This is a genomic window from Pseudomonas sp. NyZ480 (assembly GCF_029537255.1).
GTDB lineage: Bacteria > Pseudomonadota > Gammaproteobacteria > Pseudomonadales > Pseudomonadaceae > Aquipseudomonas > Aquipseudomonas taiwanensis.
Map to the genome: position 1 here is coordinate 4,748,851 of NZ_CP120626.1, position 19,056 is coordinate 4,767,906.

The 19,056-nt window shown below is 63.6% G+C and carries 13 protein-coding genes; 8 read left to right on the plus strand and 5 right to left on the minus strand.

Annotation, left to right across the window (positions count from 1 at the left end; genetic code table 11):
- Window positions 1–49 precede the first annotated feature (49 nt).
- Window positions 50–343, plus strand: a complete 294-nt coding sequence (locus P3R38_RS21795) for a hypothetical protein (protein ID WP_023382503.1) — start codon at window positions 50–52, stop codon at window positions 341–343.
- Between the two features lie 70 nt (window positions 344–413).
- Here the strand turns inward: P3R38_RS21795 and P3R38_RS21800 are convergent, their stop codons facing one another.
- A complete protein-coding gene (locus P3R38_RS21800) occupies window positions 414–5,315 on the minus strand; it encodes an alpha-2-macroglobulin (protein ID WP_277686596.1) in 4,902 nt (1,633 codons plus the stop codon).
- Window positions 5,316–5,529: 214 nt separating this feature from the next.
- Here P3R38_RS21800 and P3R38_RS21805 point away from each other — a divergent pair, with 214 nt between their 5' ends.
- A complete protein-coding gene (locus tag P3R38_RS21805) occupies window positions 5,530–6,897 on the plus strand; it encodes an MATE family efflux transporter (RefSeq protein WP_277686597.1) in 1,368 nt (455 codons plus the stop codon).
- A gap of 75 nt (window positions 6,898–6,972) precedes the next feature.
- Complete coding sequence (locus tag P3R38_RS21810; protein ID WP_277686598.1) at window positions 6,973–7,446, plus strand: polymorphic toxin type 44 domain-containing protein; 474 nt, start codon at window positions 6,973–6,975, stop codon at window positions 7,444–7,446.
- A gap of 79 nt (window positions 7,447–7,525) precedes the next feature.
- Here P3R38_RS21810 and speA read toward each other — a convergent pair whose 3' ends face one another.
- The 4 genes from speA to P3R38_RS21830 all read right to left on the minus strand — a co-directional run bounded on the left by speA (window position 7,526) and on the right by P3R38_RS21830 (window position 11,855).
- Window positions 7,526–9,439, minus strand: coding sequence for an arginine decarboxylase (speA, locus tag P3R38_RS21815; RefSeq protein WP_023382506.1), 1,914 nt, complete (start codon window positions 9,437–9,439; stop codon window positions 7,526–7,528).
- Window positions 9,440–9,591: 152 nt separating this feature from the next.
- Entirely contained in the window at window positions 9,592–9,963 is a 372-nt protein-coding gene (locus P3R38_RS21820) for a translation initiation factor Sui1 (RefSeq protein ID WP_277686599.1), read from the minus strand.
- A gap of 288 nt (window positions 9,964–10,251) precedes the next feature.
- The gene (locus P3R38_RS21825; protein WP_023382508.1) at window positions 10,252–10,785 is read right to left on the minus strand and encodes an NUDIX hydrolase; all 534 of its coding nucleotides are present in this window, start codon (window positions 10,783–10,785) and stop codon (window positions 10,252–10,254) included.
- Between the two features lie 2 nt (window positions 10,786–10,787).
- Window positions 10,788–11,855: a DUF2333 family protein gene (locus P3R38_RS21830; protein WP_023382509.1), complete on the minus strand. Its 1,068-nt coding sequence runs from the start codon at window positions 11,853–11,855 to the stop codon at window positions 10,788–10,790.
- A 249-nt stretch (window positions 11,856–12,104) separates the two neighbouring features.
- Here P3R38_RS21830 and P3R38_RS21835 point away from each other — a divergent pair, with 249 nt between their 5' ends.
- The 5 genes from P3R38_RS21835 (at window position 12,105) to accB (ending at window position 19,048) form a co-directional block, all read left to right on the plus strand.
- Window positions 12,105–13,721, plus strand: a complete 1,617-nt coding sequence (locus P3R38_RS21835; protein WP_023382510.1) for a diguanylate cyclase — start codon at window positions 12,105–12,107, stop codon at window positions 13,719–13,721.
- Between the two features lie 220 nt (window positions 13,722–13,941).
- Window positions 13,942–15,903, plus strand: coding sequence for a methyl-accepting chemotaxis protein (locus P3R38_RS21840; RefSeq protein WP_277686600.1), 1,962 nt, complete (start codon window positions 13,942–13,944; stop codon window positions 15,901–15,903).
- Window positions 15,904–16,072: 169 nt separating this feature from the next.
- Window positions 16,073–17,851, plus strand: coding sequence for a protein-disulfide reductase DsbD (locus tag P3R38_RS21845; protein ID WP_202675659.1), 1,779 nt, complete (start codon window positions 16,073–16,075; stop codon window positions 17,849–17,851).
- Between the two features lie 179 nt (window positions 17,852–18,030).
- Entirely contained in the window at window positions 18,031–18,483 is a 453-nt protein-coding gene (aroQ, locus tag P3R38_RS21850) for a type II 3-dehydroquinate dehydratase (protein ID WP_008093086.1), read from the plus strand.
- 100 nt (window positions 18,484–18,583) lie between these two features.
- Window positions 18,584–19,048: an acetyl-CoA carboxylase biotin carboxyl carrier protein gene (accB, locus tag P3R38_RS21855; RefSeq protein ID WP_104881211.1), complete on the plus strand. Its 465-nt coding sequence runs from the start codon at window positions 18,584–18,586 to the stop codon at window positions 19,046–19,048.
- Window positions 19,049–19,056: the final 8 nt, after the last annotated feature.

Genomic DNA, 19,056 nt, shown 5'->3' on the forward strand with positions numbered 1-19,056 from the left:
AAAGGCTTGGAATCGGTAACCTCGCCGATTCGATCATCAGGAAGCAACTATGCATGTAGAAGGTTTTTTCGAGTGGCTGGGGCAGGCGCTGGGGTCGTTGATCCGCTTCATCGTCGACGCGTTGAGCGGCCTGTTCAACCTGCTGGCCAATGCCGGGGGTAATTTCATAGATGGCCTGGCGCGCACATTGGGCATGGACACCTCGCTGATCAGCATCCTGGCCCTGATCGTTGGCCTGATGCTGCTGTACTCGGCAATCCGCGCCTTCATGCGCGCCTCGATCATCGCTGGGATCATCTGGTTGCTGCTGGGGTTGTGGGTGTTGAGCTGGATCATCCACTGACGTGGGGCCGCTTCGCGGCCCATCGCTAGCTCCCACGGATAACCGCTACCTGTGGGAGCCAGCCCGCATCTCAACGCGCCTTCACAACCATCTCACCCTGCCCATCCCCCACTGCTTGAAGGTTTGGCCGGTACATCGACTCGACCTGCGGCGGCGGCACGCGATAGGTGCCCGGCGTCACGGCCCGCGCCAGGTACAGCAAGTGCGTGGTCCCATAGCTGTCGAGCTTGAGCGCCGCCACGTAGCGATCGTCACGATACTCCTGGTGCACCACGCTGGCGTTCTGCATCGACTCACGCCACTGCTTGACCGCACTGCTGGCGTTGTCCAGGCTCGCCGCGCTCTGCGCCAGGTTCTGGTTTTCCAGCTCCAGGCCCGCAGGCAACAAGTCCACCACCAGCGCATCCGGCACGGCGGTCTCGGCCTTGAGTGCCAGGTGCACCAGCACCAGGTCACCACTGCGCAGGTTGTGCAGGTCAAGTGCCTGGCCGTTCATGCCCAGGTACTCGCGGCGGATCTGCAGGCCGTTGCCGCCGGCGGCCGGTGCCTGACGCGGATACCCCGACAGCGTCAGTTGCTGGTAGAGCGTTTCGCTGCCTTCGTTCTGCACGCTCAGCGGCGCGGCCAGCAACGGCCCTTCGAGCTTCATGCCCGATTCGGTGTTGCTGAACACGCGAATCTCGCCCGCGCTGTCCAGGCGCGCCTTCCACTGCCCTTCCGGCTTGTCGAGCAAGCCACGGCCTGCCAGATACAGCGCATTGCGCTCCTGGGTCGAAAGCCAACGGTTGGCGGCCAGTTCGTCCGACAAGGCGAACAGGCGCTGGTCGACCTGATTACTGGCCAGTTTGTTCTCCTGCAACAGCGCCAGAATCAGTGCCTGGTCGCGCAATGCGCTGCCGTAGTCAGCCATCCAGCCCTTGCCACGGCTGATGCCTAGGCCGGCCTGCAAGGCCTGATCGGCGCGTGGTTTGTCGCCCATTTTGTCCAGCGCTACCGCCAGTTGCACCAGCGGCAGCCCGGAACGCGCATCGGCCCGTCGTTCGAACAGACTGCGCAATGCGCCCAAGGGTGCCTGCTGGCTGCGCGACAGCACCAGGGCGGCATAGGCCTGCACGGCAAAACGGGTGTGCTCGGCATTGTCGCTGTAATCAACCTCGATCAGGTTGCGCTCCTGCACGTAACGCAACAACCGCTCACTGGCCTTTTTCAGGGACTCGGCCGGGACGCCGTAGCCTTGGTCGCGGGCACGCATCAGGAAGTCGGTGACATAGGCGGTCAGCCAGTACTCCTCCTCACTGTCCGAACTCCACAGGCCGAAGCTGCCGTTGTGGCGTTGCATGCCCAGCAAGTGCTCGATGCCCATCTCGATCTTGCGCTTGCGGACCTCGGCGGCTTCGCCCTTGATGCCCAGGCGCTTGAGACTCTCCGCATCGGCATACAGCGAGGGGTAGAGCCCGCTGGTGGTCTGTTCCAGGCAGCCATAAGGGTAGGCTTCCAGCGCACGAATCTGCTCGGCCAGGTTCAACGGCGGGCGACTCGACAAGGCCAGGCTGGCCTCCAGGCCGGCGGGCTCGAAGGCGGCCAGGTCGCCCTCCGGCAGCGTCCAGGGTTGCTCCTTCAGGGCCACACGGTAGTGCTTGAGCATGGCCGGGTAGGCGGGGCGAACACCCAAGGTCCATTCCCGCTCGAAAGTGTTGGTCGGCTCACCCGGCAGTTGCAGGCCGTTGACGCGCACGGTCACCTTGCCCTGACCGAGGCCTCCCTGGGCCTGGACCGGAATCATCAGCGTGGTGCGCTGACCTTCCGCCAGCGCGACGCTTTGCAGGGCATCCGCTTGCAGGCTTAATTGGCCCTCGGTACGCAGCTCGACACTCAACTGCTGCGCGCGCCCCGACAGGTTGGCCAAGTCCAGCGCCAGGCTGGTGCGATCACCACCGGCCAGGAAGCGCGGCGCCGCCAGTTCGGCAATCAATGGCGCGGCGACCACGGTCTTGCCCTCGGCCATGCCGAAGTGCTCATCGCTCCAGGCTTGAGCCATCAGGCGCAGCTCACCGTTGAAGTCGGGGATCTCGACCGTTGCCTGACCCTCGCCCTTCTCGTTAAGGGTCACCGGCACGCTCTGCTGAGCGACGATGGTCACCGTGGTATTGGGGCGCTTGCCGCCCTTGGCCATGGCCGCATCGCCACCGAATGCCAGGCTCGCCAGACGGCCCTGGCCGGCTTCGATCAACTGCCCGTAGATGTCCAGTTGGTCGGCACCGTAGGCCTTGCGACCGAACAGGCTGGCGAACGGGTCCGGGGTTTTGAAGTCGGTGATGTTGAGGATGCCCACGTCTACCGCGGACAGCAGCACATGCACTTGTTTCGGGTGGCTGCCATCAGCGTTGGCGGCCTTGAGTTTCACGGTCAGTGGCTGTTTCGGCCGCATCTTCTCAGGGGCCTGCAAGGTGACGGCAAGCTTGCGCTCGGCGCGGTCCAGCGGCAGGTGCAGCACGCCCACCGCGCGCTTGGGCGTGGCATTGGCCTTGCGTTCGCCGGGGCGGATCACCAAGGCGCTGACATACAGGTCATGGCGTGCCCACTGCTTGTCGAGTTTCACCTCGAAGGTCTTGCCCTCGGCGGGAACGTCGATCTCCTGCCACCACAGCGGGCCCTCGCTGGACTCGACCATCAAATAACCACTGCCTGGCGCCGGTGGCGTGACGGTGACATTGGCCGTGGCACCATCGGCGTACGAAGGCTTGTCCAGCGCCAGCTTGACCTGGTCCGGACGCACAGCGCCGCCTTCGGCGTTGTCCTGGGCGCGATAACCGGCCCAGAAGCGTTCGCTGGAAACCAGTCCGGTTTCCGGGTCTTCCACTTCCACGCGATACGGCCCCCACTCGACCTGGAAGGTCAGCTTGGCCGTGGAGCCTGCCTTGACGCTGAGCGTTTCCTCGCTTTGCGTGAGGAATTTCTCGTTGTAGTTGTAACTCCAGCCATCACTCTGCGAATAGTTCCAGTAGTAGTCGCGGCGCTCGCGAATCAGCCTGACCTTGAGGTCGTTCGCCGCCAGCTTGTTGCCGTCCCGGTCCGCCACCAGGAACTCGAATTCCACCGGGCCATCGCTGTCGGTCTCGTCACCGTCGAACAGGCCACGCAGGCCCGGCAAACGCTCGGCAGGCCAGATCGGCTGTTCCAGACGCCGGGTGATCGGTCGGCCGCCGGACTCCTGCAGGCTGGCCTGCACGGTCAGTTGCAGCGGCGAACGGGCCTCGGCCCAGCGGCTTTCGATGTCGACCACCGCTTTACCGGCCTGGTCGAGGGTCACTTCATCGAGCTCCAGGTCCTGGTTCAGCTCGGTCTCGGTCACCGAGCCGAACTGGTAGCCCGGCAAGGCGGGTACGGCTTCTCGCAGCGGGCGGACATAGGCCTGACCACTCAGGCGATTGCCGGCAGCCGGGGCGCCATAAAGGTAGCGGCCATTGACCTGGATACGCGCATCCTGCTCTGGTGCGAGCGGCTGACTGCTGCCCTTGAGCTCCAGTGCCAGGCGCTCGGGCAGGAAGTCTTCGACCAGGAACTCATACACCTGCTTGCGCCCGCCGCCGAGGTCGAGCAGCAACTGCCAACGGCCCGTCGGAGCTTCGGTGGCCAGTTGCAATTGGTACTGGTAAAGACCGTTGGCGTCAGCCTCCCAGACGAACTTGCGGCTCACCTGCTCATCGGGGCGACGGACCTCCACGCTGACCGGCTGGGCCTTGACCGGCTTGCCATCCTGATCGCGCAACAGGCCATTGAGCAGCACCGTTTCGCCAGGGCGATACAGGTCTCGCGGGCCGAAGATGAAGAACTGCAGCGGGTTGGCCTGGGGCCCGGTGATGTCGAACTCGGCCAGGTCCAGCGCCGCCGTGTTCAGGCGCAGCAGCGTGGTGTGCACGCCCTGGGTGGCAATCAGGGTGTCGGCCTTGGCGGTGATGGGCAGTTGGGCATGACCCTGGCTATCTGTCTTGGCCTGGGCCAGCAGCTTGCCCTTGTCATCGTGCAGTTCGAGGTTGACGTCTTTCAACGCCTTGCCGCCTTCCAGCGCCTGGGCGAATACATCCAGGCGGTCGTGGTAGCGATGGGCGGATACGCCGATGTCGCTGAGGGTGAACAACGTTGCCGGTTGCGAATAGTCGTAGGTGCCCGAGGCACGCATCACGGCCAGGTACACGCCCGGCTCCTGCAGCGGCTTGATACCGGCAATCGGCAGCAGCATGGTCTCGCGGGTGTTGCGCGCAGGGTTGAGGTCGAAACGGCCGCTGTAGACCAGCTCAGCCATCTCCAGGGTTTCCTTGGACTGGTAGTAGTACAGGCTGCTGTTGCGACCCCAGTTGACCAGGAAGCTGGAGAGCATGTCCGGCTTGATGCGGAAGAATTCGACATCGACCTTGTTGACGTTCAGGGCGATGACCGGCAGGCCTTCGGCCAGGCGCGTCGGCAGCAGCGAGCCGCGGCTGGCGAAGCCCACGGTGGGCTGCATGTCGCGGGTTTCCAGGCGGCTCACCGACTCGCTGTCCAGCGTCTTGCCGTTCACCGCCAGCAGGCCTTTGTCGATGGTCAGCACCAGCTTGCGCTGTGGCTCAAGATGGCGCAGGCGCAGTTCCATCTGATTGTCGGAGAGCTCCCAGGCGCCATCGACCTTGCCTTTGACCGTATCCACCAGGTGCAACGTGTTGGCGAAGTCCTGCTTGGCATCCAGTGGCACCGAGAAGCTCACCGACAAGGTAGCGGCTCCGTCGAGCTGGACTTCGGAGACGTCCAGCACGCTCAGCTCGCGGCCCTCGTAACGTTTGGCGAGCACAGCCGGGTCTTCGCGTTTGGGTGCCGCCGCCTCGACCGCCGCGCTCGCGGCAGGAGACTCGGTCGGCTTGGTTTTTTCCGGCGAGGCGCCGTCACAAGCACTGAGCAACGCCAGCGCGCAGGCCAGCAACAATCCTTTGTTGAACATGGAGTGGGAACTCTTTGGCAGCGTGTACGTAAGGGCAGCAACTATAGCGCAATGGCAGCAGGGACACCTGAGGTCGAGCGTATTGGCTGGCTGGCCGTTACACTGTTGCCCTCAGAAAAGCGCGGCGCACGGCCGTTCCCGGACCCGCAATCGTTGGGAGCGGCCCGGTGACGCGAAACGGCCGCAACGCAGCCGCAGATTCAACAGGAACCCGATGACTTCACTGACGACCGACTGGCGCGACCGCCCCACCCACCGCAAGGTCTGGGGCCTGGCCGCACCGATGATTCTCTCCAACGTTTCGGTGCCACTGGTGGCGCTGGTCGACAGCACGGTGATTGGTCACCTGCCCCATGCCCACCAGTTGGGTGCGGTCGCCGTGGGCGCCACCCTGTTCACCTTCATGGTCGGCCTGATGGGCTTTCTGCGCATGGGCTCCACCGGTTTCGCCGCCCAGGCTGCCGGGCGCGCCGACGGTGCTGCGCTGCGCCAGGTGCTGGTACAGGGGCTGTTGCTGGCGGTCGGCTTCGCCCTGCTCATCGGCCTGCTCGCCGTACCCTTCAGCCAGCTGGCGCTGCAGGCCATGCAGCCGAGCGAAGCCTTGCAGCAAGCCACCGAAGACTTCTTCCACACGCGGCTGCTTGGCCTGCCGGCCGCGCTTGCCAGCTATGCCTTGGTGGGCTGGTTCCTCGGCACCCAGAACGCCAGGGCACCGCTGGCCATTCTGCTGACCACCAACCTGCTCAACATCGTGCTCAACCTGTGGTTCGTCCTTGGCCTCGACTGGGGGGTGCTGGGCTCGGCGCGAGCGTCGGTGATTGCTGAATGGAGCGCCGCGCTATTGGGCTTGGCCCTCACCCGCCCTGCCCTGCGCGCCTATCCGGGGCAGATCGCCTGGGCGGCGCTCAAGCGCTGGCAAGCCTGGCGGCCACTGTTGGCGGTGAACCGCGACATCTTCCTGCGCAGCCTTGCGCTGCAGCTGGTGTTCCTGCTGATTACCGTGCAGGGCGCGCGCCTGGGTGAGGCCACGGTGGCCGCTAACGCCCTCCTGCTCAATGGCCTGCTGTTGACCGCCTATGCCCTGGACGGCCTGGCTCACGCCGTGGAGGCCCTGTGCGGCCACGCCATCGGCGCCCGCGACCGCGACACGCTGCGCCGCTCGTTGGTGGTGGCCTGTGGCTGGTCGCTGATCACCAGCCTGGGGTTTGCCGTGTTGTTCCTGGTCGGCGGGCACCTGTTCATCGACCTGCAAACCGACATCGACAGTGTGCGGGCAGCGGCTTATCCGTATCTGCCGTACCTGGCGGTGCTGCCGCTGATCGCGGTGTGGAGTTATCTGCTCGACGGGCTGTTCATCGGTGCGACAAGGGCGCGAGAGATGCGCAATGCAATGCTGGTTTCGGTACTGGTCGCGCTGCCTCTGGCGCTGGTGTTGAGTGGCTCCGGCAACCATGGGTTATGGCTGGCGTTTCTGGGGTTCATGGCGTTGCGGGCAGTGACGTTGGGGTGGGTGGGATGGAAATTGCAGCAGAGAGGCAAGTGGGTCGGAGTGGAAAACAATATGAAAAATAGATTCGATTGACTGCGAGAATCAATTTGGTAAATGCAGCGCCCACGGAGGGGACTCTTCTTAATTACTTAAGAGCAAGGAGCCTTTATGTACCCTCCAACCGCATCTGTTGATAGCGACATGAATGCTGCCAGCAAGGCGCGTAACTACTTTAAAAACGGCGGCAGTGCTTTTCTAGTGCCGTGGTTTTACTCGATGGTCAGAAATCGAGGTGAGTGGGACTATAAACAGCAAGGAAGGCAGTACGAAGCCTTTGGCAACTTCAATTCCGGAGCTACGGGAACCGCCGCAGGTCTATCGCAAGAATTCTTGTTGAGAGGTGCTGGATGGGCACAGCGTCGGGCTGGCACCTGCAATTCGGCATTTGGATCGTGGTGCAATGATGCCCCTTATGGAGACGACCCCGAAGATCAGGCATGGATCAAAGCAGGTATTGAGTATGCGAAGTCAAGGGGCTACTCAGTGCCTGATAGCAGTCTTGCTTCTACTTGCCGTCGGACAAGGCATATGGATGCTCACCACAGACTCAAAGCCCGTACTGAGCAGGGTTGTTGTGTATAGGCAGTTGGGGCTGCTACGCAGCCCTTTCGCGCCACAAGGTCGCTCCCGCCCCACACAGGGCAGGAGCGGCCCCTGGCGATCAGGACGACAGGTATGAAGACCGGGTCAGGCCAAGACGCAGCGCATCGAGGAACTGGGTCCGCTCGCGGGCGCTGATCCTGGCGCTGGCCACCTTGTCGCGGTAGTGGGTCATCAACTCCTCCGGCGACAGGTGCACGTAGCGCAGCATGTCCTCGATAGTGTCGTGGGTCTCGATACCGGCGTGGTACACGCTGCCATCGGCATTCTGATAGATGTTCACCGAGTCGGTGTCACCGAACAGGTTGTGCATGTCGCCCAGGATCTCCTGGTAGGCGCCGACCAGGAACACACCCAGCAGGTAGTCTTCGCCTTCCTTGACCGCATGCACCGGCATGCTGGTCTCGATGCTCTGCTCGTCGACGTACTGGTTGATCTTGCCGTCGGAATCGCAGGTCAGGTCCTGCAGCACCGCGCGACGCATCGGCTCTTCATCCAGGCGATGCAGCGGAATGATCGGCAGCACCTGGCCGATGGCCCAGGTATCCGGCAGGCTCTGGAACACCGAGAAGTTGCAGATGTACTTGTCGGCCAGCTTGTCGTTGAGCTCGTCCAGCACTTGGCGGTGCGAGCGCTGGCGGGCTTTGAGCGAGTTGTGCAGGCGACGGCACACGGCGAAGTAGCACTGCTCGGCCAGGGCTTTCTCGGCCAGGCTGATCTTGCCATCGGCATACTGCGCTGCCACGTCACCCATGTAGTGGGTGGCGCGCCAGTAAGTCTCGGTCACCATCTCGATGTCGGTCGGGCCAAGCAGGTCGGCCAGCCACTGCACGGTCTCCGGCAACGACTCCTTGTTCTCGATGGTCGGCACGTCGTCGTTGTGTTTCTCGACGTCGGTCACCTGGATCACCAGCATGGCGTGGTGCGCGGTCAGCGAACGGCCGCTCTCGGAGAAGATGTGCGGGTGTGGCAGGCCCTGCGCGTCGCAGAACTCCTTGAGCATGCCCACCACCACGCCGGCATAGTCATCCATGTCGTAGTTGATGGAGCTGGCATTGCGCGAGTGAGTGCCGTCGTAGTCGACACCCAGGCCGCCGCCGACGTCGATATGGTCGACCGGCAGGCCCAGGGCCCGTAGTTCGCCATAGTAACGGATGGCTTCCTTGAAACCGTGCTGGTAGTCGGCCAGGTTGGCGATCTGCGACCCCATGTGAAAGTGCAGCAGGCGGATGCCCTGGTCCAGGCCCGCGTCGCGGAAACGCTGAACCACCGAGATCAGCTGGGCCGCGGACAAACCGAACTTGGACTTTTCGCCACCCGTGTCTGCCCACTTGCTCGATGCCAGCGACGACAGACGCACGCGCAGGCCTACCTGAGGCTTGACCTTGAGCTCGGCGGCCTCCTCGATCACCAGAGCCACTTCGGACTCTTTCTCGATGACGATGAACACGTTGTGGCCGAGTTTCTGCCCCATCAGCGCCAGGCGAATGAACTCACGGTCCTTGTAGCCGTTGCAGACGATGGTCCCGCCCTTGGGCGCCAGCGCCAGCACCGCCAGCAGCTCGGGCTTGGAGCCGGCCTCAAGGCCGATGGACACGTTCTGGGTGGCGATGATGTTTTCCACCACCGCTTCCTGCTGGTTGACCTTGATCGGGTACAGCGCGGTGTACTTGCTCTGGTACTCAAGGCGCGCGATGTTGGCGTCGAAGGCGCCGGTCAGCTGGCGCACGCGGTCCTGCAGAATGTCTGGGAAGCGCACCAGCAGTGGCAGCGACAGGCCGCTCTGGCGCAGCTCCTGGACTTGCTCGAACAGGTCGATCGGGGCACTGCTCGGCCCGTTGGGGCGCACTTCGACGCGCCCGGCTTCATTGATGGCGAAATAACCAGCGCCCCAATGGCGGATGCCATAAACACTGCGGCTGTCGGCCACGGTCCATTGGCTACCATCGTCTTTGCGTGTGCGTCGTACGGACATTCACGTCCCCTATAGATAAGTCGAAGACACTGCCCCACGAGGCGGCGGGCGCAGTGTAAAAGCTGAAAATGACGATTATTCCGTATTCAGGGATAGACCCCTGCTACGGAAACGAGTTTAGAAAGCGCTGGGGAAAAAATCGCGCGGCCGTATCAACCGCCGGATTTCTTCGCCTTGAAGCCTTGCTTGGTCAGCTCGCCGATGAGTAACTCGACGTGATCGCCCTGGATCTCGATCACGCCCTCTTTCAAGGCGCCACCGGTACCACATCGGCGCTTGAGGGTGGAGACCAGCTCCTTGAGCTGGTCGAGCGGCAGCGGGACGCCGGTGACGGTGGTCACGGTCTTGCCGCCACGGCCTTTGCTTTCACGACGAACGCGGGCGATACCGTCCCCCTCGGGGATGACGGATTGCTTACAGGTGCAGGCGTCCACCGGCTGGCCACAGTCGGGGCAATGCCGACCGGAATCGGTGGAGTACACGAGACCGCCAAGGGCGGAGAAGGAAGAAGCTTTCTTGGCCACTTTTGTTCCTCTTGCTGAGGACAAAAACTGGTCGACGGGAGCCGACCGCGAAGCCCCACTCTGGCAGGGGCGGCGCTACTGCCACAAGACCTGCGGCAGCCCGAAAAGGGCGCGCAGTGTAACGATAAAACCGGCGTTTGCTAAGTACTGGAATGCGCCATTTTTCGAATGTTTTGCGACCCCTCGCAGGCAAGCCCGCTGCAACGGCTATTTCACTGGACTCACTGGCAGTGAATCACCTGCTGGATCGGGTTAACCCGCGAAAAGGCCAGCACCGGGAAGCCTACATCAGAGACTGGCCTTGTAGCGCTGCAACGCCGCCAGCGAGTCCGGGCAATAAGGCTTGCTCAGGCTCTCGGCCTCCGCTTGCTCGATGCGAACGAACTTCGCCTCTATCACTTCTTCCGGCTGCAAGCGCAACGGCGCATCCGACACCGCCGAATACACCGCGCACCACAAGCGGTTGTCCGGCTGGTCGAAGTAGAACCGCTCATGGAAGCGCAAGTCGACGCCTTCGATCCCCAACTCTTCGGCCAGCTCTCGCGCGGCGGACTCGGCATACGCCTCTCCCGCCGTCACCATGCCGCCTGCCGCCACATCCCAGTAGCCTGGGTAGAGCGCCTTGCTCAGGGTACGGCGGTGCACGCACAGTTCACCGGCACTGTTGAACAGCAGGATGAAGGTGCAGCGACCGATCAGGCCGCGCTCACGCAACTGAGCCCTGGGCAAGGCGCCGAGGACCTGATCGGCTTCGTCCACCCAGGCGACCAGCTCACGGTCGGAAGCTGCCCGGTGGGCAGCCTCCTTGGGATCGATGGCCATGATCAGCCCTGGGACAGCAGCTGACGCAGGTCGATCACCGCTGCGTTGGCTCGGGAGATATAGTTGGCCATCACCAGCGAGTGGTTGGCCCACATGCCAAAGCCACTGCCGTTGAGCACCATCGGGCTCCACAGCGCCTCCTGGGACGCCTCCAGTTCACGGATGATCTGGCGGACGCTGACGGTAGCGTTCTTCTTCGCCAGTACATCGGCGAAGTCCACCTCGATGGCACGCAGCAGATGCGACAGCGCCCAGGCCTGGCCACGGGCTTCGTAGAACACGTTGTCGATCTGCAGCCAAGGCGTTTCCACCAGTTCCTCGTCAACCTGCGGCGCCTGGCCGGGCTGCACCGACTCGGTCTTCAGGGTGCTGTTGAGCTTGACCCGGCCGACACTGGCCGACAGGCGCTGGGACAGCGAACCCAGACGGGTCGCCACGTCACCCAGCCAGTTGTTGAGGTTGTCGGCACGGGTATAGAAGATCGCGCCCTGATCACCCTTGGCCAGGCGAGCCTGGTAGCGGCTCAGCGACTTGATGCCTTCCTCGAACTCCGACTCGCTCGATGGCAGGATCCAGCTCTTGTTGTCGAAGTTGAAGCGCGGCTCGGCCTTGGCCAAGTCGGCGTCTTCGGTGGATTGCGACTGCGAACGGGCGAAGTCCTTGCGCAGTGCGCGCGACAGGTCGCGCACCTGGACCAGCACGCCGTATTCCCAACTCGGCATGTTGTCCATCCACAGCCCCGGTGGGAAGCGGTCGTTGGAAATGTAGCCGCCCGGCTTGTCCAGCAAGGTCTGCGCGACCGTCTTGAGGGTTTCGATGGTGGTGTAGCCAACGACCATCTGCTGGCCATTCTTCTCGGCCGCCGCCTGGGCGTTCTGCTGCACCGGGAACAGTTCAGGCTCCTGGCTCCAGTACCAACCAAGGCCAATGCAGACCAGCAGGTAAAGGCCAATCAACGTGCCCAGCGCACGGCTCCAGAGGCCACCAAGGTAGCTGCGGGCCGCAGCACCGCGACCATCGACACGCTCGCGGGGCTCGGCTTTGGCCTCGCGGTTTTTCCAATCCAGCATGGCTTTGTCCTTAATCAGTCACGACGGTTCAGGGGCTTGGACCACAGGCCTGCGCCAGGGTGCCACGGCAAGCCCGCGTGGCTGCACTATAAAGCAGACACCGTCGTACGCATAAGCGACCAATGAGTCAGTAACTGAATATTCGTTCGGAACCCTTTGTTGATTCAGGGCACTCACTCGTCGGAAAAGAACTGCTAGCATAGAGCCATCATTGCACCTGCACATCCCCAACTAATAAGTAGTCAGGACATGAGCCAAACAGCCGAGCCGAGCCACGAGCGTCTCAAGCAGCACTTCGCCCAGCGTGTGATCCTCCAGGCCAGGCAGATCCTCGAGATCTGGCAGCGTCTGCAGCGTGGCGAATGGTCGGACGGCGACCTGGGCGAACTGTGCGAGGCCAACCTACGCCTGCAACGCTACGCCGAACGCTTCGAGCAGCCTGAGCACAGCGACCTGTCGACCGCCATTGGCCAGACCCTGCAGGCCATCGAAGCCAACAGCGCACGGCTCAACTCACAACTGATCGGCGAGCTCAACCGCCTGATGCAACGTCTGTCGCGCACCGGGCTGCGCAAGGGCGACCAACTCGACCAAGTGCCCCTGCCGCCCTTGCGCAAGCCGGTGTACATCCTGCTGCAGGACCATGACCGGGCCGAGCGCCTGGCCCAGCAGTTGGAGTTCTTCGGCCTGGGCGTCGAAGCCCTGTTCAGTGCAGACGCTTTCCAGGCCTCGATGAAAGAGCGCCTACCGTCAGCCATTGTCATGGATGTCGACTTCACCGGCCCAGGTCTGGGCCTGCAACTGGCTGCTCAGGCCCAGCAGGGCCTGGAGCAACACATCCCGCTGCTGTTCTTCAGCCATCAGGAAACCGACACGCCGACCCGGCTGGCCGCTGTGCGCGCCGGAGGCCAGGAGTTTCTCACCGGCACCCTTGAGGCCTCCAGCCTGCTGGAGAAAGTCGAGCTGCTGACCAGCGCCACCCAGTACGACCCGTTTCGCGTGCTGATCATCGACGACTCACGCGCCCAGGCCCTGCACACCGAACGCCTGCTCAACAGCGCCGGCATGATCACCCGCAGCCTGAACGATCCGATCCGGACCATGGCCGAGCTGGCCGACTTCCAGCCCGACCTGGTGATCCTCGACATGTACATGCCGGCCTGCACCGGCACCGAGCTGGCCAAGGTGATCCGACATAACGACCGCTATGTGAGCGTGCCGATCATCTACCTGTCGGCCGAGGACGACCTGGATAAGCAGCTCGATGCCATGAGCGAAGGCGGCGACGACTTCCTGACCAAGCCGATCCGCTCGCGCCACCTGATCACCACCGTGCGCAACCGCGCCGCCCGTGCCCGTCACCTGAAAGCGCGCATGGTCCGCGACAGCCTGACCGGGCTGTACAACCACACGCACATCCTGCAATTGCTCGAAGACTGCAGCTTCCGCGCGCGCCGCGAAGAGCAGCCGTTGAGCTTCGCCATGCTCGACATCGACCACTTCAAGAAGATCAACGACCGCCACGGCCATCCCATGGGCGACCGGGTAATCAAGAGCCTGGCGCTGTTTCTCAAGCAACGTCTGCGCAAGACCGATTTCATCGGCCGCTACGGCGGCGAGGAATTCGCCATCGTGATGCCTAACACTGGCCTGGAGGCGGCGCACAAGGTGCTCGATGAAATCCGCAGGCGCTTTGCCGAGATTCTCTACCCCGCGCAGCCCCACGACCTGCAATGCACGTTCAGTGCAGGTGTGGTTCAACTCGACGACGACCTGGATGCGCTGACCATGGCCAGCGCCGCCGATGAGGCGCTGTACCGCGCCAAGCATGCCGGACGCAATTGTGTGGTGCGCGTGGAGCCCTGAGGCAGGGCTTTGCCTGTGCTGTGCCCTTCGCACCGACCTTGAATTCGCAGCAGTCCCTGTGGGAGCGGCTTCACCCGTGAAGGCGTCGGCACGGCCAAAACCAATGCCGGCACTGTGCCACTTTTTTTGTGCCACGCCGCCCCGTCGTCATCACCACGTCACAAAACCGCAATAACTTCAGGCACCTACCTCTCCACTCCCCCGCAGGAAGTTCGCGGCTATGCGCCTGAAGTGGCTGACCAATTTCAACACCTTGTTGCTGGTGACCGTGTGTATCGCCCTGGGCGCGACCCTGTGGTGGTCGCAACGCGTCCTGGAACGTCCCTACCAGTTGATGGAGCGCTACCTTGGCCTGTCGCGGCAGTTCCAGAACGACGCCGTGGGCAATATCCAGGCCTACCTCGGCAGCGGTGACGCATTGCGCCACGCGGCGGCCGTGCAAGCCAATACCCAGTTGCAGGCCGCCCTCGCCGAGTGGCCGGAAGACCTGGCTGGCCGACTGCGCCCAAGCCTTGGCAGCCTTCAGGCCTTCACCCGCAACGAACTGCTTGCCGCCGGCAAGCTGGCCGGCGACCCACAGGCCTTGCTGCTGCAAGCCGAACGCGAACTGGGGGCGAACCTCGAACAATTGGCAGGCTATGCCCGCGACAGCGCGAGCGCCGAAGCCGAGCATTACCTGACGCCGATCCTCGACGCCACGCTGCACCTGGGCCGCCTGTCGTTGGCCCGGGACAAACTGGTCAGCAGTGGACGCGCCGAACTGGCCGACGAAGTCGATCGCGAGCTGCAGCTCATTCGCGCCCAGGCCCAGGTCATCGACAGCCTGCCACTGCTGGGCGTGACTCGCGCCGCCGCATCCGGCGCCGATGACTTCGCTGCCATGATGGGCCTGCAGACCCAAGCCAGCGAGCAACAGGAAGACATTGCCGTCGGCCTGAAACGCGAGTTGCTGAGTCTGCTAAACCGGTACCCCGCGGAACTGCAGCGCACCCGAGAGCTGATCGAACGCCGCACGGTCCTGGCCGCCAATACCAACGAACGCCTCGATGCCGTCCAACAGGCCATCGCCGCCGTGGAGCCGGCAGTGCGCAGCCAGCATGGCACGATCGCCAACGAAGTGCGCATCATCCAAGGCCTGATGATCGCTGTGATCCTGCTCATCGCCCTGCTCATCGATACCCTGCAGCGCCGCCTGGCCCGCACCCTCACCAGCCTGGCGCCGGCCTTGTCACGCTGGGCCGAGGGTGACTTCGCCAAGGCCATCGTCCTGGGCAAGAGCAACCGGGAGCTGCAGGACATACAGGAATCGCTCAACCGCCTGCGCCAGTATCTGGTGGAGCTGGTCGGCACCATCCGCCACAACGCCGAGCAGGTGGCGGGCAGCAGCCATGCCCTAGCCGGGATGAGTGCGGCCCTGCACGACGGTGCCGAGCGCCAGGCGGGCGATACCGGGCAGATTCGCGATGCGCTCGGTGAGCTTGAAGCGACCATCGTGCAGGTTGCCAGCGATGCCAGCTCGGCTGCCGATGCCAGCCGCGATGCCGGCCGTGCCGTCGAACAGGGCCAGGCCGTGATTGGCCAGAGCCTGACGGGCTTGCGCGAACTGGTGGACGAGGTGCACGGCAATGCCCGCATGATCGAGCAGTTGGCCGAAGAGTCAGCCACCATTGGTGGTGTACTGACGGTTATTCGCTCGATTGCCGAGCAGACCAATCTGCTGGCCCTCAACGCCGCCATCGAAGCGGCCCGAGCCGGCGAGATGGGTCGAGGCTTTGCTGTGGTCGCCGATGAAGTGCGCTCACTGGCCCAACGTACCACTGGCGCCACGGGCGAAATCCAGGCTTTGATCGACCGCCTGCAACAGGCGGCGCGTGAGTCGGTGGCGGGCATGCGGGCCCAGCTCGAACATGCCGAGGCTACCGCCGACCAGGCCCAGGCCGCCGACGGCGCGCTGGACGAGATCGTCAGTGCGATCCGCACGATTTCTGCCACGGCCATCCGGATTGCCGACGCCACCGCCCAGCAAAGCGGCGCCGTGGGCGAGATCCGCGACCACAGTGAGCGAATCCACGCCCTGGGCGAAGACAACCTGCAGCGCATCGGCGAAGGGCGCGAACAAGGGGAGCAGTTGCTGGCGCTGGGTGGCGAGTTGAACCGGGCGGTGGGGGCATTCAGGGTCTGAGATCGCACGCGAACTGGCCCGAAACAACCGGAGGAGCGAGCCTTGCTCGCGATGCGCCGCGCCGGCGGCGCTCGCTCCCCCAACGCTGAAGATATCCCGACAAACCCCCGCCCCCAACGCCCATCAACTCCGCTATCATGCCCAGCACGTTCCACCTCGCGAGTCCGCCATGCGCCGCCTGTTTTTCCTGCTGTTCCTGCTGCTGGCCAGCCCCGCCTTCGCCTCAGGCCTGCTCGACAACCGCCCCAGCGCCACCCTCGGTGCCGCCTCGCTGTCCAACAGCGCCGATTTCCTGCCTGTCCATGAAGCCTTCAAGCTCAGCCTGATCCAGGGCGACGCCCAGACCATCAAGTTGCGCTTCGTCGCCACCGACGGCTACTACCTCTACCGCCACCGCTTCCAGTTCCGCAGCGAGCCGGCCGACATTGCCTTGGGCGCACCACGAATCCCCAAGGGCGAGCCCAAGCACGACGAGTTTTTCGGCGATGTCGAGGTCTACCACGGCGTGCTCGACATCGAGATACCGCGCTCGACCAGCGACCAGCGCGCCTTCACCTTGCTGGTGAGCTACCAGGGCTGCGCCGACAAAGGCCTGTGCTACCCACCGGAAACCGAACGCCTGACCATCGACGGTACCGGCAGCGCCACCGCGCCAGTCCCTGACCAGGCTTGGAACTGGAAATCGCTGCTACTGTTCTTCCTCGCCGGCATCGGCCTGACCTTCACTCCTTGCGTGCTGCCGATGCTGCCGATCCTCTCGGGCGTCGTGCTGCGCGGCCAGGTAGGTGGCTGGCGTGGGCTCAGCCTGTCGTTGGCCTATGTGTTGCCAATGGCCGCCTCCTTCGCCGCGCTGGGTGCCTTGATGGGTGTGTTCGGTGCCAGCCTCAACTTGCAGGCGCGCCTGCAATCGGCATGGGTACTGGTGCCGTTCGCGCTGTTCTTCGTGCTGTTCGCCCTGGCCATGTTCGGTCTGTTCGAGCTGAAACTGCCGCAGGCGCTGAGCAGCCGCCTGAACAACTTCGCCAATGGTGTCAGGGGCGGCTCGCTACTGGGCGCGGCGGTGCTGGGCGTCCTGTCCAGCCTGCTGGTGTCACCGTGCGTATCGGCGCCGCTGGCCGGCGCGTTGCTGTACATCAGCGCCAGCGGCGATGCCCTGGGCGGCGCACTCAAACTGTTCACCCTGGGCCTGGGCATGGGGGCGCCGCTGTTGCTGGTCGCCACTGGCGGTGCAGCCTGGCTACCGAAGAGTGGCCCTTGGCTGAACACGGTGAAGAATGCCATCGGTGTATTGCTGCTGGGCCTGGCCATTGGCTTGCTCAGCCGCATTCTCCCGGGGCCGGTCACCTTGCTACTGGTCGGTTTCCTGGCCGCCGGCGTGGCGCTATTCCTCGGCGCCCTGGAGTTCGTGGTCAAGACACCACGCCAGCGTCTGGTACAACTGCTGGGCCTGGCGCTGCTGGTGTACGCCCTGGCCTGCTGGTACGGCGCCCTGAGCGGACGCGGCGACCCGCTACGCCCACTGCCACCGCCTGCGGTCGTCGGTGCAGGCCCGACCAGCCCCGCCACTCAATCGGATGCCTGGCAAACCCTGACCACCCCTGCCGCGCTCGATGCAGCGCTGGCCGAGGCCAAGGCCGCCGGCCAGCCGGTGCTGTTGGACTGGTATGCCGACTGGTGCATCAGCTGCAAGGTGATCGAACATGAAGTGCTCAATGCGCCCCACGTGCAACCACAGCTGAGCGCCTTCCGCCTGCTGCGCTTCGACATCACCGACAGCAATGCCGAACAGCGCAGCCTGCTCGACCGCTACCAGCTGTTCGGGCCGCCTGCGCTGATGTTCTTTGCCGCGAACGGCAGCGAAATTACCGCTGATCGGGTGATTGGCGAGATAAATGCCGGCGATTTTGCGCAGGTTCTGGCGCGCGTACGCAGCAAACTCGGTCTATAACTTCCCGCGGGCTGTAAAAAAACCTCAGTAGAGTGACCAGATTGAATTATTTGGTCACATACTTCGCGCGAACCTCGGACATCGTGCTGGCTATTGCCGGGAACTGGACACTTGCTCCCGCTTTGCGGCACACTCGCCGCGCTGTGTCGAATTGCCCTACAAATTCAAGGAATCCGCAGATGGCAACCCTACTGGTGCTCCACGGCCCCAACCTGAACCTGCTCGGGACCCGCGAACCGGGCCACTACGGCGCCGTGACCCTGGCCCAGATCAACCAGGACCTGGAGCAGCGCGCTCGCGCCGCTGGCCACCATCTGCAGTACCTGCAGAGCAATGCCGAGTACGAACTGATCGACCGTATTCACGCCGCACGCAACGAGGGTGTGGACTTCATCCTGATCAATCCGGCTGCTTTTACGCACACAAGCGTCGCATTACGTGACGCATTGCTTGCGGTGAGCATCCCATTCATCGAAGTGCACCTGTCCAACGTGCACAAACGCGAACCGTTCCGTCACCACTCCTACTTCTCCGATGTAGCCGTAGGGGTGATCTGCGGTCTGGGCGCCAGCGGTTATCGCCTGGCCCTGGAGTCCGCGCTGGAACAACTGGCTGCCAACGCACAGCCCTGATGATAGAGACCTCGGCCTAAGTGGGCCGGGGTTCGAGAGAAACGTTTTCAAACACGTTTTCAATTACGCCCCCTGACCGAACCTTGGGAGTTGATGATTAATGGATATCCGTAAAGTCAAGAAACTGATCGAACTGCTGGAAGAGTCTGGCATCGACGAACTGGAGATCAAGGAAGGCGAAGAGTCGGTCCGTATCAGCCGTCACAGCAAGGCCCCAGCCGGCCAGCAGTACTTCGCTCCGGCACCGGTTGCCGCCGCGCCTGTTGCCGCGCCGGTCGCTGCCGCCGCTGCCCCGGTTGCCGAAGCCGCTGCCGCCGCTCCAGCCCTCAAAGGCACCGTGATTCGCTCGCCGATGGTGGGTACCTTCTACCGCAAGCCTTCGCCGACCTCGCCGAACTTCGCTGAAGTTGGCCAGACCGTGAAGAAAGGCGACACCCTGTGCATCGTCGAAGCCATGAAGATGATGAACCACATCGAAGCCGATGTCGGCGGCGTTATCGACGCCATCCTGGTGGAAGACGGTCAGCCGGTTGAGTTCGACCAGCCGCTGTTCACCATCGTTTGATTCGCGGA

Bases quoted from the DNA above. Each gene is read 5' to 3' on its own strand.
- P3R38_RS21795 (WP_023382503.1), top strand. From the start codon at position 50: ATGCATGTAGAAGGTTTTTTCGAGTGGCTGGGGCAGGCGCTGGGGTCG.
- P3R38_RS21805 (WP_277686597.1), top strand. From the start codon at position 5,530: ATGACTTCACTGACGACCGACTGGCGCGACCGCCCCACCCACCGCAAG.
- P3R38_RS21845 (WP_202675659.1), top strand. From the start codon at position 16,073: ATGCGCCGCCTGTTTTTCCTGCTGTTCCTGCTGCTGGCCAGCCCCGCC.
- P3R38_RS21810 (WP_277686598.1), top strand. From the start codon at position 6,973: ATGTACCCTCCAACCGCATCTGTTGATAGCGACATGAATGCTGCCAGC.
- P3R38_RS21830 (WP_023382509.1), bottom strand. From the start codon at position 11,855: ATGCTGGATTGGAAAAACCGCGAGGCCAAAGCCGAGCCCCGCGAGCGT.
- P3R38_RS21835 (WP_023382510.1), top strand. From the start codon at position 12,105: ATGAGCCAAACAGCCGAGCCGAGCCACGAGCGTCTCAAGCAGCACTTC.
- speA (WP_023382506.1), bottom strand. From the start codon at position 9,439: ATGTCCGTACGACGCACACGCAAAGACGATGGTAGCCAATGGACCGTG.
- accB (WP_104881211.1), top strand. From the start codon at position 18,584: ATGGATATCCGTAAAGTCAAGAAACTGATCGAACTGCTGGAAGAGTCT.
- P3R38_RS21840 (WP_277686600.1), top strand. From the start codon at position 13,942: ATGCGCCTGAAGTGGCTGACCAATTTCAACACCTTGTTGCTGGTGACC.
- P3R38_RS21800 (WP_277686596.1), bottom strand. From the start codon at position 5,315: ATGTTCAACAAAGGATTGTTGCTGGCCTGCGCGCTGGCGTTGCTCAGT.
- aroQ (WP_008093086.1), top strand. From the start codon at position 18,031: ATGGCAACCCTACTGGTGCTCCACGGCCCCAACCTGAACCTGCTCGGG.
- P3R38_RS21825 (WP_023382508.1), bottom strand. From the start codon at position 10,785: ATGGCCATCGATCCCAAGGAGGCTGCCCACCGGGCAGCTTCCGACCGT.